Origin of the sequence: Streptomyces sp. DH10, from assembly GCF_029813805.1 — a bacterium.
GTDB classification, from domain to species: domain Bacteria; phylum Actinomycetota; class Actinomycetes; order Streptomycetales; family Streptomycetaceae; genus Streptomyces; species Streptomyces coeruleofuscus.
Genome location: NZ_JARVKU010000009.1, coordinates 247,576 through 261,846 on the forward strand (window position 1 = coordinate 247,576; position 14,271 = coordinate 261,846).

The 14,271-nt window shown below is 69.0% G+C and carries 13 protein-coding genes and 4 pseudogenes; 8 read left to right on the forward strand and 9 right to left on the reverse strand.

What is annotated here, in order from left to right; translation table 11 throughout:
• The first annotated feature begins 63 nt into the window (after window positions 1-63).
• Window positions 64-477, forward strand: coding sequence for an organic hydroperoxide resistance protein (locus QC385_RS20785; protein WP_279542800.1), 414 nt, complete (start codon window positions 64-66; stop codon window positions 475-477).
• Window positions 478-499: 22 nt separating this feature from the next.
• Here QC385_RS20785 and QC385_RS20790 read toward each other — a convergent pair.
• Window positions 500-709, reverse strand: a pseudogene (locus QC385_RS20790) (hypothetical protein); the annotation flags it as partial.
• A gap of 71 nt (window positions 710-780) precedes the next feature.
• Window positions 781-1,382 (reverse strand): annotated as a pseudogene (locus QC385_RS20795) (CGNR zinc finger domain-containing protein).
• 103 nt (window positions 1,383-1,485) lie between these two features.
• Here QC385_RS20795 and QC385_RS20800 point away from each other — a divergent pair.
• The 4 genes and pseudogenes from QC385_RS20800 (at window position 1,486) to istB (ending at window position 5,220) form a co-directional block, all read left to right on the forward strand.
• Entirely contained in the window at window positions 1,486-2,268 is a 783-nt protein-coding gene (locus tag QC385_RS20800) for an MBL fold metallo-hydrolase (RefSeq protein ID WP_279542801.1), read from the forward strand.
• Window positions 2,269-2,507: 239 nt separating this feature from the next.
• Window positions 2,508-4,064, forward strand: a complete 1,557-nt coding sequence (locus QC385_RS20805) for an MFS transporter (RefSeq protein WP_279542802.1) — start codon at window positions 2,508-2,510, stop codon at window positions 4,062-4,064.
• 73 nt (window positions 4,065-4,137) lie between these two features.
• Window positions 4,138-4,434 (forward strand): hypothetical protein, encoded by a 297-nt coding sequence (locus tag QC385_RS20810; RefSeq protein WP_279542803.1) that lies wholly within the window; start codon window positions 4,138-4,140, stop codon window positions 4,432-4,434.
• Window positions 4,431-5,220, forward strand: a pseudogene (istB, locus tag QC385_RS20815) (IS21-like element helper ATPase IstB). The gene QC385_RS20810 and the pseudogene istB overlap by 4 nt, the downstream one beginning before the upstream one ends.
• Before the next feature lie 49 nt (window positions 5,221-5,269).
• On the opposite strand, the gene QC385_RS20820 reads toward istB, so the two are convergent.
• The gene (locus QC385_RS20820) at window positions 5,270-5,788 is read right to left on the reverse strand and encodes a YceI family protein (protein WP_279542804.1); all 519 of its coding nucleotides are present in this window, start codon (window positions 5,786-5,788) and stop codon (window positions 5,270-5,272) included.
• Window positions 5,789-6,009: 221 nt separating this feature from the next.
• Here QC385_RS20820 and QC385_RS20825 point away from each other — a divergent pair, with 221 nt between their 5' ends.
• Complete coding sequence (locus QC385_RS20825) at window positions 6,010-6,123, forward strand: DUF6207 family protein (RefSeq protein ID WP_279542805.1); 114 nt, start codon at window positions 6,010-6,012, stop codon at window positions 6,121-6,123.
• 278 nt (window positions 6,124-6,401) lie between these two features.
• On the opposite strand, the gene uppS is transcribed toward QC385_RS20825, so the two are convergent.
• Together uppS and QC385_RS20835 are read right to left on the reverse strand one after the other, a co-directional pair.
• Window positions 6,402-9,101 carry a polyprenyl diphosphate synthase gene (gene uppS / locus QC385_RS20830; RefSeq protein ID WP_279542806.1) on the reverse strand — a complete coding sequence of 900 codons (2,700 nt, stop codon included), beginning with the start codon at window positions 9,099-9,101 and terminating at the stop codon, window positions 6,402-6,404.
• Between the two features lie 11 nt (window positions 9,102-9,112).
• Window positions 9,113-9,733 (reverse strand): ABC transporter ATP-binding protein, encoded by a 621-nt coding sequence (locus tag QC385_RS20835; protein ID WP_279542807.1) that lies wholly within the window; start codon window positions 9,731-9,733, stop codon window positions 9,113-9,115.
• A gap of 716 nt (window positions 9,734-10,449) precedes the next feature.
• Here QC385_RS20835 and QC385_RS20840 point away from each other — a divergent pair.
• Entirely contained in the window at window positions 10,450-10,611 is a 162-nt protein-coding gene (locus QC385_RS20840) for a hypothetical protein (RefSeq protein WP_279542808.1), read from the forward strand.
• A 317-nt stretch (window positions 10,612-10,928) separates the two neighbouring features.
• Window positions 10,929-11,375, forward strand: a complete 447-nt coding sequence (locus QC385_RS20845) for a hypothetical protein (RefSeq protein WP_279542809.1) — start codon at window positions 10,929-10,931, stop codon at window positions 11,373-11,375.
• Between the two features lie 271 nt (window positions 11,376-11,646).
• Here the strand turns inward: QC385_RS20845 and QC385_RS20850 are convergent, their stop codons facing one another.
• The 4 genes and pseudogenes from QC385_RS20850 to QC385_RS20865 form a co-directional block, all read right to left on the reverse strand.
• On the reverse strand, window positions 11,647-11,985 hold the full coding sequence (locus tag QC385_RS20850; RefSeq protein WP_279542810.1) for an SCP2 sterol-binding domain-containing protein: 339 nt from the start codon (window positions 11,983-11,985) through the stop codon (window positions 11,647-11,649).
• A gap of 399 nt (window positions 11,986-12,384) precedes the next feature.
• Window positions 12,385-12,597, reverse strand: a pseudogene (locus tag QC385_RS20855) (helix-turn-helix domain-containing protein); the annotation flags it as partial.
• The gene (locus tag QC385_RS20860; protein ID WP_086854671.1) at window positions 12,594-13,103 is read right to left on the reverse strand and encodes a hypothetical protein; all 510 of its coding nucleotides are present in this window, start codon (window positions 13,101-13,103) and stop codon (window positions 12,594-12,596) included. The gene QC385_RS20860 and the pseudogene QC385_RS20855, both read right to left, overlap by 4 nt.
• A 20-nt stretch (window positions 13,104-13,123) precedes the next feature.
• Entirely contained in the window at window positions 13,124-14,197 is a 1,074-nt protein-coding gene (locus QC385_RS20865) for a DNA polymerase III subunit beta family protein (protein WP_279542869.1), read from the reverse strand.
• Window positions 14,198-14,271: the final 74 nt, after the last annotated feature.

A 14,271-nucleotide genomic window follows, 5' to 3' on the forward strand; every position in this document is an offset into this window, starting at 1 on the left:
TGCGGATCAATGTAATGAGGCGGCCCGATCGGGCCGCCGGAACGTGACTTGAGAGGGATTTCCATGGACGCGCTTTACACCGCTGTCGCCACCGCCACCCACGGTGGTGAGGGCCGTGCCGTCTCCTCCGACGGCAAGATCGACCTCGCGCTCGGCATACCGGCGGAGCTGGGCGGCAACGGGCAGGGCACCAACCCAGAGCAGCTCTTCGCCGCCGGGTACGCCGCCTGCTTCGGCAGCGCCCTCGGCCTCGTCGGCCGCCAGGCCAAGGCCGACGTGAGCGACGCCGCCGTCACCGCCGAGGTCGGCATAGGCAAGCAGGGCGAGGGCTTCGGCCTCAAGGTCGCCCTCCGCGTCGAGCTGCCCGACACCGTGGACGAGGCGACCGGCCGCAAGCTGGTCGAGCAGGCCCACCAGGTCTGCCCCTACTCCAACGCCACCCGGGGCAACATCGAGGTCGACCTCGTCATCGAGTAACACCCCACACCACCTCGGCATCTCATCCGACCCGCGCCAACACCTCCCCCGTCCGCCCGCTCCACGCCACCACCACCGCCTCCTCGGGCACCGGGTGCCAGCGCGTCAGCAGCAGCCAGCGCACGTGATAGCGGCGGGCGACGCGTTCGGCGCGGGTCGCGGTCGGGGCGAGGTAGGCGCGGACGTCCGCGAGCCGCCGCAGCCGCTCCCGTTCGTCCAGGGCCGCGTCCGGGACACGGCGGAAGCAACTTCCGTGTATGTGCATTGCTGGAGAGGGTCACCCGGGAGCCTCCGGTCGAGGCGTTACGTGCGCTGGGTGCGGCGGGCGTAGGCGCGGGCGGCGCGGGCGCGGTCGCCGCAGCGCGTCGAGCACCAGTGGCGGCGGCCGTGGCGGAGCAGGTAGCGGTTGCAGGGCGTGGAGGCGCAGGCGGTGAGGCGCTCCGCTTCGGGGCCGATGAGGAGGTCGGCGGCGTCGGCGGCCAGCGCCGCGAGGGCGTGATCGACGAGCTCCGAAGTGGGGTTGGGCATGGCGCGGTAGGGGCCGGTCTTGTCGTCCCAGGCCAGCAGCGGGGCGGTGGGTACGCGGGTCAGGGTGTCGTTGATCGCGGCGAGGGCGGCGGGCAGTGCGGGCAGACCCGCGACACGGGACGCGAACAGCGCCCGGACCTGCTCGCGCAGGGAGCGCAGCTGTGCGGCGCACATGTCGAGCATGCCCGCGTCGACGGGGGTGAGGCCCTGCCGTGTCAGCCACTGGTCGGCCCCGGCGGGCGTGCCGAGCTGGTCGACGTAGTGCCCCCCGGCAGCGCGACGGCGCTGTTGACCAGGGCGAGCGAGGGGTGCTGCTCGGCCCCCGGCGCCGGCGGCAGCCCGGACTCGGTGATGACGCCCTCTTCCATACCTCTCATGGTACGACCTGCGCGCAACCGTGACTCACGGTTGAGATTGCTCTCATCCGTGATGCCTGCTTAGTCGACTCACGGTTCAAGCGAATCTATCCGTGAGGTTTTGGTGTCTGCTTCCCCTGCGGCCACGCAGTTCCCCGTCCGCGTCTTCGGTGGCCCCACGGCCCTGTTCGAGTACGGCGGCCTGCGCTTTCTGACCGACCCGACCTTCGATGACCCCCGCTCCTACCCGGCGCCCCCCGGCGCCCCGGCCCTGACCAAGACCGCCCCCGCCACCGGCACCCCCGAAGACCTCGGCCCCGTCGACGTCGTCCTGCTCTCCCACGACGAGCACGACGACAACCTCGACAACGCCGGCCGCGCTCTGCTCGCCGACGTCCCGCTCACCCTCACCACCACCGGCGGCGGCGAACGCCTCGGCCAGAAGGCCAAGGGGCTGGCCGACTGGGAGTCCATCGAGCTGGACCGCCCCGGCGGCGGCACGCTGACGGTGACCGCCGTCCCCGCCATCCACGGGCCCGGCACCCGCGACGAAGTCGAACCGATCTCCGGACAGGTCATCGGCTTCGTCCTGACCGGCGAGGACCTGCCCACCGTCTACGTCAGCGGCGACAACGCCTCCCTCGACGCCGTCAGGGAGATCGCCGAGCGCTTCGCCCCCATCGACACCGCGATCCTCTTCGCCGGCGCGCCCCGCTTCGCCGAAATCTTCGACGGCGGACTGATCGTCCTGGACAGCGCCCAGGCCGCCGAGGCCGCCCAGATCCTCGGCGCCCGCCGCGTGGTGCCCGTCCACTTCGACAGCTGGTCCCACTTCACCGAGGGCCGCGAGGAACTGCAGGCCGCCTTCACCGCCGCCGGTCTGGCCGACCGCCTGCAGCTGAGCTGAGCAGGACCACTCTCCCTCTGTCCGTGGGGGTGTCCGGCTCGCCTGACACCCCCACAGGTCCTGTGCCCCTCGCCTACGCCCCCTCCTGCCGACGGATGGAGCACCACCCCCTGCGCATCCACCTCATCGAGACAGCCGACCACTCCACCCCAACGAGAAAGCCGGCCTCTCCCCCCGCCGCCCGCGAGGTACGCCATCCGCCAGGCTCACCTCCGGGCCCGCCCCCTCCTGGAACAGCGATGCCCCACCACACGACCGCCCCGAACACCCCCTCCCCTCCACTCACCGCACCGGACAGCGGCCTGCCGGACGCCCGCACGCAAAAGCGCGTCATCATCGTGCTGTTCGCCTCCCAAGTCCTCAGCGGCCTCGGACTCGCCGCGGGCACGACCGTCGCCGCCCTGCTCGTGCAGGACATGCTCCACTCCACCGCCCTGGCCGGCCTGAGCAGCGGCCTGCTCACCGCAGGCTCCGCGCTGGCCGCCATCGCCGTCGGCCGTCTCTCCCAGGCCCGCGGCCGCCGCCCCGGACTGGCCGCCGGATACCTCGTCGGCGCATTCGGCGCCGCTGGCGTCATCGCCGCCGCAGTCACCAACAGCCCCGCCCTGCTCTTCGTCGCCCTGTTCCTCTACGGCGCCGGCACCGCCGTCAACCTCCAGGCCCGCTACGCCGGAGTCGACCTCGCCGCACCGGCCCACCGCGCCCGCGCCATCTCCACCGTCCTGGTCGCCACCACCCTCGGCGGCGTGGCCGGCCCCGCCCTCGCCGGCCCCACCGGCGACCTGGCAGACGCCCTCGGCCTGCCCAGCCTCACCGGCCTCTTCGTCATCGCCACCGTGGCCTTCACCCTGGCCGCCCTCGTCCTGATGATCTGGCTCGCTGTTGAGGCCGGCCGCGGGGTGGTGCACGCATTCATTCCGCAGTCCCACCGGCCAGGGGCCGAAGCGGAGGCGGACTTCGGCGACGTGAAGGTACGCCTGGCCGGTGAGCAGGTCACCTGCTTCGTGTTCGCGATGCGCCTGTCGTATTCGGGCAAGGCGGTGCACCGCGTCTTCGCCTCCTGCGGCCAGGAGGCGTTCCTCGAGGGCCACGTCCACGCTCTGAGCGTGCTCGGCGGAGTGCCGACCGGCAAGGTCCGTTACGACAACCTCCGCTCCGCGGTCTCCCGGGTGCTGAGCTCGCGGTCCCGCGTGGAGAACGAGAGGTGGACCGCGTTCCGGTCGCACTTCGGCATCGAGGCTGCGTATTGCCTGCCCGGGATCGAGGGCGCCCATGAGAAGGGCGGGGTGGAGGGGCAGATCGGCTGGTTCCGCCGCAATCACATGGTCCCTGTCCCCGAGGTCGTCTCTCTCGCCGAGCTCAACGCGATGATCGAGCGGTGGGATGAGGAGGACGAACGGCGCCGGATCGGCTCCCGGCCACGGCCGGTGAGCGAGTACTTCGCCGTTGAACGGCCGCTTCTGCAACCGTTACCGGACGAACCCTTCGAAACGGGGAGGCTGTTCAGCCTGCGGGTGGACCGCTTCAGTCAGATCAGCGTCCGCACTAATCGCTACTCGGTGCCGGTGCGGCTGATCGGGCGGACCGTTCGGGCCATGCTTCACGCCGCTGAGCTGGTGGTCTACGACGGTCAGCTGGAGGTCGCCCGTCACGAACGGCTGATCGCCAAGGGGCAGGCCCGGCTGGATCTGGACCACTACCTGGAAGCCCTGGTCCGCAAGCCCGGGGCGTTTCCCGGGGCCACCGCCCTCGAACAGGCCCGGGGGTTCGGCAGGGAAGTTCACGCCCGTCCATGACGCGTGGTGGCAGGCGGCGAAGGCTGCCCACGGCGAGCGGGACGGCACCCGGGCCCTGATCGAAATCCTGCTGATGGGCCGCCACGTATCCCGCGAACACCTGGTCGCCGGGCTTGCCTCCGCGCTCAGGGCCGGCGCCCTGACCGCGGACGCCGTCGCCCTGGAGGCGCGGAAGGCGGCCGAAGCCGACGAGGTCGCGGATCCTGTGCCGGCCAAGCCGGACCGGACGAACGTGACCTCGCTGACCGAACGGCGGCTGGCCCAGCTGCCGCCCGACACCCGGCCGCCGCCCTCGGTCGCGGCCTACGACCAGCTGCTGCGAGCACGGCAGTCGGCCGACCGCCCCGCCATCCAGAAAGAGATGCCGTGACCCTCAAACGCCACCGCGGGCTGACCGAACAGGCCGTCGACGCCGCCGTCGACCAGGCATGCCGCATGCTCCGGCTGCCGACCATCCGGGGCCAGTTCCCCGAACTGGCCGAAGCCGCCGCCCGCGACCAGATGTCCTATCGCGGCTTCCTCGCTGAACTGCTGATGGCCGAGTGCGACGACCGGGCCCGCCGCCGCTCCGAACGGCGCATCAAGGTGGCGCAGTTCCCGCGGGAGAAGTCGATCAGGGCCTTTGACTTCGAGGCCAACGGGAACATCGACGCCGCGGTCATCCACACCCTGGCGACCTGCGAATGGGTCTAGAAGGGCCTGCCGCTCTGCCTGATAGGCGACTCCGGCACGGAGTCCCACCTGCTGATCGCGCTCGGCACCGAGGCCGCCATGGCCGGCTTCCGGGTCCGCTACACACTCGCCACCAAACTGGTCAACGAGCTGGTCGAAGCCGCGGACGAAAAGGTCCTCACCAAAACCATCGCCCGCTACGGACGCGTCGATCTCCTCTGCATAGACGAACTCGGTTACATGGAGCTGGACCGCAGGGGCGCTGAGCTGCTGTTCCAGGTGCTCACCGAACGCGAGGAGAAGAACAGCGTCGCCATCGCCTCCAACGAATCGTTCGGCGGGTGGACCAGGACGTTCATCGACCCGCCTCTGCGCGGCCATCGTCGACCGCCTCACCTTCGGCGGGAACATCATCGAGACCGGCACCGACTCTTACCGGCTCGCCAGCACCAGGGCGGCCCGAGCGCAGGACGCCGCAGGCTGACCTCATCATTGTCACGCTGATCCGTGCGCTGCTTGGCACCACGATCGGCTCAGCAGTGCGCGACGACTTCCAAAGTGATCTTGAGATGCCGACCAGTCATGCCCTTGGCCTTGGTGACGCCGAAGGCGTACCGGTCGATCGTGGTAGTGCCGCTCGCCGTCATCCGCTTGCCCTCGTGGGCAATCGTGCCGAGTGTGACGGCAATCGGCTGAGTCACCCCACATACGGTCAACTCGCCGTACAAAGTGGCATCAGCGTCGGATCGTTCCAGACGCTGGCTCCGGAAGCCGATCTCGGGATGCCGAGCCACGTCGAGGTAGTCGGAGGACCTGACGTGGTTGTCACGCTGCTGATTGCCCGACTCGAAGCTTCCTGCCTCTATTACGACGTGCACCAACGACTCGTCTGCCGGGTCCGCCACAGTAATGCGGCCATGACCGATGGCGAAAGTACCTCGGACTGGGAGCAGCCCGAACATGGCGCGTGTGTCGAAGCGGACCGTTGATGCCGCCTGATCTATCTCGTATGCACCTGCTGCTGGTAAGAGCTGGTTCCCTGATGCTGCCATGAGCTCGTAGCCTCCGTGTGCTGAAGATCAACCCGTGATGGGTCAGCCTCTCGCAGCGGCAACGGGTATGCCAGCCCCCACGTGCCGACGTGGCTGACAAGGATGTCCTGGCAGGCGGCCAAAGCGTTGTCGGTTCTCGTCAACATTTCTGCGGCGTTGATCGCCAAAGTGCTGTCCGAAACCGTCGACAAACGTTGTCCGCTCTCGCTTACGAAACCACGATGCGGGACGCCGGTCAGCCCGGCGTACGGCTGCGCTGCTACCTGGACCTGCGCCAGCTCACCGCGGCCGCCGTTGCCGACCCGGCCATGGAGGCGACCACGGCCCGGCCCTGACCCTTCCACCCGCTATGTCGGCCAGCCGAGTGGCTGCGCATCGCCCGGCGAGCGCCGTACAACAGTGAAGGAGTATGGGACGGGCGGGTTGGGCGGCGTGGCTGCGGCCGGGGACCGGGCGCGCTCAGCCGGTTGTGCGTGGGCCGGGGCCGTCGCGCCGTGCCGCCGGCAGCCCGGCGGCGGAGGCCGGGACGGAAGCTGCCGGCACCCCGGCGTTCTTCGCGAACACCTCCCGCCGGCGCAGCATCCGGTGGAACGGCGCCGGGGGGGGGTGTCGCTCAGTTTGAGAGCGCTTCAGGCCGGTCGCCGGTCTGTGGCTTCGCCTTGGCCGGTGTGGGCTGTGGAGTGGTGCCGTAGCGGCGTTCGCGTTGGGTGAAGGCGGTCATGGTGTTCCACAGGTCGCGGCGGTCGATGTCGGGCCACGGCGTGTCCAGGAAGGCGAGTTCGGCGTAGATGGACTGCCAGGGGAGGAAGTTCGAGGTCCGGTGATCGCCGCCGGTGCGGATGAGCAGATCGACGTCCGGCAGGTCGGGTTGGTGCAGGTGGCGGGCTAGGTGGTGTGCCGTGATGCGGTCGGGGTCGATCCGGCCTTGGGCGGCTTCGCGGGCGAGGGCGCGGGCGGCGTGGGTGAGTTCGGCACGTCCGCCGTAGTTGACGCACAGGTTGAGGGTGATTCCGGTCCGGTGGCTGGTGGCGTTCTCGGCTCGGGCCAGGGCATCGATGAGTTCCGCGGGAAGCCCTTCTGGTGAACCGGACCAGCGCAGCCGGAGGTTTCGGCGCATCACCTCTTCCTTTTGCACGTCCAGCCCTCCTAGCACGATCTGCAGGATCGAGTCGATCTCGGCGGCTGGTCGCTGCCAGTTCTCGGTGGACAGCGCGTAGACGCTCAGGTAGGGCAGCCCGATCTCGAGTGCCCCGTAGACGATCTCCCGTAGGGCCTGCTGGCCGGCTCGGTGGCCCTCAGGGCGTGGCAGGCCGCGGGCGGTGGCCCACCTGCCGTTGCCGTCCATGATGATCGCCACGTGCCTGGGCATGCGCTCGGGCGGCATTTCGGGCGGGCGGGCGCCGCTGGGGTGCGGCACCGGAGGCAACGGCTCCTCGTCGGCGCACACCTCATGTTCAGCCGCACCAGTGCGCTGGGACGGCAGATGGAGAGGGGGTGGTGCCGGCGGCAGGAGCTGGCGGCGCCATGCCCAGGCTGTGCGCATCCGGCCCCGCATCAGCATCCATGCGAACGAGGCGCGCGGCAGAACGGGGGTTCGTTCCAGGAGGACGTCCTGCGCCCGCTCGATGCTGAGCAGTTGCAGTCGGGCGAGCTCGATGATGGTCCGCCAGGCGGCCGCGAGGCCGGGATGCTGCCAGTTGACGGTTGCGGCCTGGTCAAGCCAGTGGTGTGCCTGCGCGACCAGGTCCTTGATCAGCTCAGTGAGCTGAGCGGTGGGCCGGCCGGCCCGGACGTCCTCGGCTGCTACGCCGAATCGTTCCAGGGCCTCCAGTGGAAGCAGGATGTGCCCGCGTTCGGCGTCCTGACGCAGGTCCCACAGGCAGTCGATGAGGTTGTATGCATCGGTCCATCGCTGAAACCCCTCCACGTCGCGGGCGGCGAAGGGGGCCGACGTGCCGGACAGGACGGCTGCGAGACGTGTGACACCGAAGGGGAGGCTGATCGTCCGCCGATAGGCGTGCCATTCGTCCCAGGTGGCGAACTCTGTCTGGCTGCGCGCGTCTTGGCTGTAGGTGGCGATCAGGGCGGGCAGATCGTCGTCCGGCAGGTCCCAGGTGATCATGGCATGCACGAGGGCCCTGCGGACGGGGTCGCTGCTGCTGCCCTGGCGCAGGTCGCTCTCCAGGGCGCGAGCCCATTCCTCGATGCGGGCCGCCCTCGATTCGGGACTGTCCGTCTCCACGTCGGCGAGGTCGTCCAGCACCCGCCCGAAGCCGTACGTCACCCACAGCAGTGGCCGCAGGCGCACAGGCGTCAACTGCACGATCGCGTGCTCCACCGGACCGGAACTGCGGACCAGTTGCCGGCACCTCTGGTAGCCGAGGACGAGATCCCGGTCCCGGATGCCTGCCCTGCGGTAGACGGTCGGCCAGACCGGGCCGCGACGGGTCCTGTTCCGGGTCTCCGGGCCCCGTGGGCCGACGGTGCGCCCGGCGGCCGCGGAAGCGTCGCCCCCCTGTGCGCGGACCTCAGGCATCACTGCGGGCAGGACAGTCCGGTGGCCGGTGAGGGGAAGACGGTGCCGGGTGCGCAGAGCGAACGCGGTCATGCCGATCCCGGCAGTGCCGACCGCCCAGCACAGTCCCAGGGCGAGGTAGGACCACGGCACCGTCTCCAGCTTCGCGGCGGCCACCGCGGACTGCATGGCGCCGAAACTGGGCAGGAAGCGCAGCACGGGGCTGTCGGCTGCCGGGTTGGAGATCGGGTTCTGCATCGCCAGATCGGCGAAACTGATCATGATGACCAGGAACATCCCGGCGAGTTCGCTGCGCAGCACAGCGGCGATCAGGATTCCGGCGCCGCCGTAGACCAGTGCCCCTACAAACAACGCCGCCGCCAGCACACCCAGCTGTTCGGGCTGCCAGAAGACCGTTACCCAGGCCGTGGCGTAGGCGGCGACCGCAGCCGTGGTCAGGACCAGCGCGGTGTACTTGGCCAGCACCAGGCACAGCCGGGGATAACCTGCCAGCACCAGCCGGTGGTCGAAGTCGGCCGACCGCTTCGCAGCCAGGAACATCATGAAGCCAACGATCAGTGCGAGGGCGTGCAAGGCCCCCGAGAGCTGCATGAGGTTGTCCCCGTCCACCACCAGGAAGCGGTCCGCCGCGCGCAGGAAGAACCGCACTGGGGTCTTGGCGGTCACGGTGTAGGTCAGCGTGAGCCACGACGGGACGAAGAAAATCACCAGCACGAGCGCCAGGTGGTTGCGCATCTGTTCCACCAGAGCGAAGCGCACGGCCGTGCCCAGACACAACCCCCACCTCCTCATACGCCACCACCGACGGCTCCGACACGGACTCGGTCCGCTTCGCGCAGCTGCCCGGCCTCCAGCCGGAACACGCGGTCCAGGCGCTCGGTGTCGTAGGCGAGGTGCGAGACCACCAGGACGGAACGGCCGCGGTCCCGCAACGACTCAGCAAGCTCCCAGAACCGCAGGTACATCTCCCAGTCGAAGCCCTGGTACGGCTCGTCCAAGAGGAGCACCTGCGGCTCGTGCATGAGGGCCAGGGTCAGATTCAGCTTCTGTCGCGTTCCGCCGCTGAGCGTGCCCAGCCGGGCATGTCGGTAGTCGGCGAAGCGCAGCGTCTCCAGTAGCTCGACGGCCCGGTCGAGGTTGTCCAAGCCATAGGCGACCTGCAGGTAGCGCAGGTGCTGGTCGACGGTGAACGCCTCGTGCAGGACGACGTTCTGCGGGCAGTAGCCCACCCGTCCCCGGAACTCGACCGTCCCGCTGTCCAGGGCGAGTTCGCCCACGAGGATCCGCAGCAGAGTGCTCTTGCCGGCACCGTTCTCCCCAACGATCCCGACAAGGCTGCCGGCGGGCAGATCCAGACTCACCCCCCGCAGCACCGGCCGCCGTGGATAGCTCTTGCACACCTCGCGCATATGCAGAACGAAGTCATCCTCAGCGCCTTGCGCTTTTTCTTGAGTCACACCCCCCAACGAGGACGGAAGGGGGCTCGCCGTCAGTAGGCCACCGCCTCACTCGAACGAGTGGGCGCAGCGCACACGTCTGTCGGCGCAGTATGTGCATGGCGAGGCGGGACAGTGCCGGACGTTGGCGTCACCCGGTGCGCTGGCACCGGACGCGTCCGGACCTGTCTCCTGTCGACGTCCCGGTCTTCGAGCCCGGCCGACGGACTGGATGACCGCGACCATGCACCACGCACTGCGCTGGGGCTCGCGTCCGACCCGGCCTGACGGCCGCCCCCACCCGGACCGCACGTCGGCTCACCGCTCCTCGTGCCCTGACGTGCCCGGACATTGGCCAACGCACGGCCACAGCACTGGACCCCGGGCCTTCAAGAGGCCCTGGGTCCAGTCACGGCACGGGAAGCGGTCAGAGGCTCTCCGGATGTCGCGGTTCGTTCCTTCTGATCGCTGTGTGGTGTGTTGAGCTGGGCTGATCAGTTGGCTGGTTAGGGCTGGCGGTGTGCTGGGTGCTGGCGAGGTGCTTGGCGTTGCTGGCGGGCCAGGGCTGGGCGGGCTTGTGAACTGCGCTTTTCTCACTCTGGGTTGGTCTCGTAGGTGTTGATCAATTTTGTTGGTTGGTCGGACAGTTTCGCTGGGTGGCTGTTGTAGCGGTGCAGGGGGGTGGGCCCGTGGATGCCGAGGGCGGCCAGGAGGAGTCGTTGGCGGGGTGGAGCTGTTCCCAGACTCGTTGCTGGGTGCGGATCCACGCCGAAGAGCCCGCCTACATCGACGGCGCCCTGTACTTCGCCTGCCTGTTCAGCCTCGCCGACTCCGCTGAAGGAGCCCAGTGATGGTGGCAGTTCGCGGCCGGCGCCTGGCAACGCCACCGCCGCCCACTGCCTCCACCTGTACAACCTCGGCCTCGGCGAACTCGGCGACGCTGACCACTGGGCCCACCAGGCCGTCACCATGGACACCCACGTGCATGGCTCGCTCGCCTTGGCGATCGGTCGACCGCGACGGCTGGCGTCTATCGATCCGCCGCCTCTACGGCCCGGGGAAGGAAGTCCTGGGCCTCTGAGCCGGTTTGTGCTTCCTGACCACTCGAAGGATGGGTTTGCCAGGACCACGCCCCTTACGCTGCGTGATCAAAGCTACCTTCTCAGTCATGACAGCAACGACGGCTGCGACGTCCGTACAGGGCGGCTCGCAATGGGTACAGACCGGGCCGCTCTCCTTCAGGCGCGCCCTCACCACCGCCGCGGAGCGCATCTCCGAGGTGCCGGAACTCACGATTCCCTTCCCCGGGGTGTGGGAACTCACCTACAACGTCCGCACCGCGTGCACGGGGGGCAATCAGAAGGCCCTGTGGGTCTCCACGTGGCTGTGCAAGGACGGCGTGCCCATTGAGGGCAGCGAAGCACTCCGCGGCCGCAACGGCCCGGATAACGAAGTGGTCCAGGACACGGGCGGACAGACGGTCCTGGTCGCTCTCCAGGCCGGGGAGAACGTGACACTCCACGGCCGCTACTCCGGAGAGGGAGACGCGAAGGTTCTCAGCGGCGGCGACGGACGCACCTCGGTCGTGGCGCACTGGGTGAGCCCAGGGTTCTGAGAGCCGTTGGGCGTGGGTGAGGCGGGCAACCCGTCTCACCCACGGTCTCGTCCAGTGGTGCCCGGCCGGCAAGGGGGCAACGAATGGTCCGACGGATCGGGTGCGCGGATCAGTCTGAACTTTGACGGCGACGTCCGCCCCGAGATGGCCGTCGCCTTTTTACGGCCGGGCACTGCGAACCATGATCAACCTCGCCGGGATTCCTGCCCGCCAACTTCGCTCACACCCGGATGAGCCCGCGCGGACCCTTGCCACACAGCCTCGGTCGCGGCTACTGCTTGGCGAGCTCGGTCAGGCGGGCGAATTTCTCCCCTGCCATCTGATCGCCAACCAGATGGATCCTGCCAGCGAAAAAACCCTGCATAAGCGTTCCGCGCGGGTCGTCATGGAACTTGGCGAAGGTCGAGGAGTTCATCGTGATCGTGAGGTTGGCGCCCCCCAGGTCTCCTTGCACGACCTTCCCGGCCGACGGGTCGACCCACCAGTCCCCGCCGTCCTCGCCTGTGATGACGACATGGAACTTGCCGTCGACCTTGCGTGCTTCGTCCGCGTGGCGCCCAAGACCGGCACCGAAGTCTTCGTTGAACCACTTCTGCACGTCGACAGCCATCAGTTCTCCTCTGGGTGATCGGGCATAGCCGGACGATTCACCCTTTCACGCTGGGTGTCTGCCTGCATGCGGACAGGTAGGAGATCACCCTTCAGAGGGAGCGAAGGAGTCCCGCCCCGTGGCCAGCTCCGGCACATACGTGCGCGTGGGCCGCAACGAGGCTGCCGACGCCGCCTCGGGTTCGACAGCCAGGGCGCAGGCGGCACGGTCCGTCTCCCCTACCGGCCGTCTGGCCAGCTCAACTGAGGGATGGAAAGGCTCACTGACGAGTAGAAGCGGCCCCGGACAGATCCGCCGGGGGCCGCAGCACACGCCGCTACGCGCTCGCCCAGCCCAGCCCGAGGTCGGCCAGCTGCTGGAGCTTGTCGGCGGTGAGCTTGCCGCGCCTTGACTTCGGGCCTCGGACGGCGTCGCGGTCGGCTGGTAGTGCGGCGTAGAAGAGCGGTCCTCCAGCCCGAGTTCGCCGTGGCTGCGATATCGATTGACCCACTTTGATGCACACGCCCGGGAGATCCCCATCTCGGCCGCGACATGCGCAATCGGCCTCGTCCGGCAACGCTCGACCAGCCGACGGCGCCCCTCGACGGTGAGGGGCGCGTTCCGATGCGTCACGCAGTGGGACCAGGTGCGGAGGGCCGCTTGGTGATGTCCCGCTGGGAGATGGCCTCTGCCACCTCGTCGAGGGCGGTGCGCAGGGAGGCACCGTATGCATCCTGGGGGAGGTGGTGGGCGTGCTCCTGGGCTGCGTTGATGTGCTCGGTGGCCGCGTTGAAGGATCCGAGGCGGCGGTAGTTGTCGGCCAGGTTGAGGTGTAGGGATGGGTAGAACCCGGCGATGTGGAGACTGGCGTGGTGCTCCTGGGCACGCTGTTCGGTCACGGCGTCGGCAGCGTCCAGGGCCCGGACGTCCCAGGCGAGGGCCTGGGCGGGATCTTCGTAGAGGTCCGCCAGATAGTGGGCGAGTGAGCAACGGTGCAGCGGGTCCCCGGTAACGCCGATCTCCGACCACAGGTTCAGGAGTTTGTGGCGGGCGGACAGGATGTCGCCCGTTCGACCTTCGACGACGGCTTGGCCGATGGCTTCCATGGTCGGATCGGGGCTGGCAGGTGTGGTGGTCATGAGGTTCCTCGTCGTCGTTCTCAGGCTGAGTGGTCGAGCTTGATGGGCATGGCCAGGGTGGTGAGGTCGCCGCGGTCGGCGGAGCGGATCGTGACGGGCTGCTTGTGTCCCCTAAGGTCGAGCAGCACGTCGGGGCCAATCGCCGTGCTCACGGCGGGATAGAGCGTGGTCATCTCGAACCGGATCTGGCGGGCCTCGCCCGTCACCGTGGCGGAGAGCGGGATTCCGGGGTGTTCGTCGTTCGGGGACCGGACGTTCACGCTGTGATCGGTGATGTGCAGTACGACGTGTTCGTTGGGGTGCTCTTCCAGAACCCGCAGCAGCAGGTCCTTCGAGATCGTCACGCGGGTAGTGACATCGTCCAGGGACTCAAGCATCAGACGGTGGTCGGGGAACTCCACAGGCAGCGTCCGGCAGTGCCGGTCCTCCCGCTCGGGCATGCGCAGCCAGATCCCGTGCGGCACCGCTTCGATGCGGATCAACGCACTGCGCCGGACGTCGGCTACCGCAGCCCGGAGGTCGTCGCCGTCGACCGTGCCGGCCCAGGTCTGCTCCGCCGACCGCGCCGGCACCAGGGTCCGAGTGGAGAGCCGGTACCGGTCGGTCGCCGTCAGGACGATCGCCTCGTCACTCGCCTCGATGTGCAGGCCGGCGAGCACCGCCATCCCCAGCTCGTACGCGGTCGCAGTCAGAACCTGCTCGACCGCATCCGCCAGCACGGGGCCCTTCAGCGTGGCAATCAGCAGACCAGACACGTTGCCGCCGAGCGCGGACTTGATGACCGCCGCCTTCCGCCGCGCCGCCGCCGCATCCCCTTCGATCTTGGCGACATACTCGTCGAGCAGCCGTGCCGCCTCGTCCGCCCCGGCGGCAAGGACCGCCTCGACCGCAGCAAGGGGCATGGCGATCTCGCGGAGCTGGCGCAGTGTGGTCGCCCGCTCCAGCTGGGCGGCGGCGTAGTAGCGGTAGCCCGTGACCGGGTCTACGTCGGCAGGGGGCAGCAGCCCGGAGTCGGCGTAGAACCGCAACGCGCTGGAGGTTAGGCCACTGCGCTGCGCGAAGACCCCGATGGGCATCAGATCGGAACTTGGCACCCCGCCATCATTGAGCTTCAACCAACTTGAAGGTCAACATCGACGTGGTGCGTCACCAACGTCATGGCCAGCAA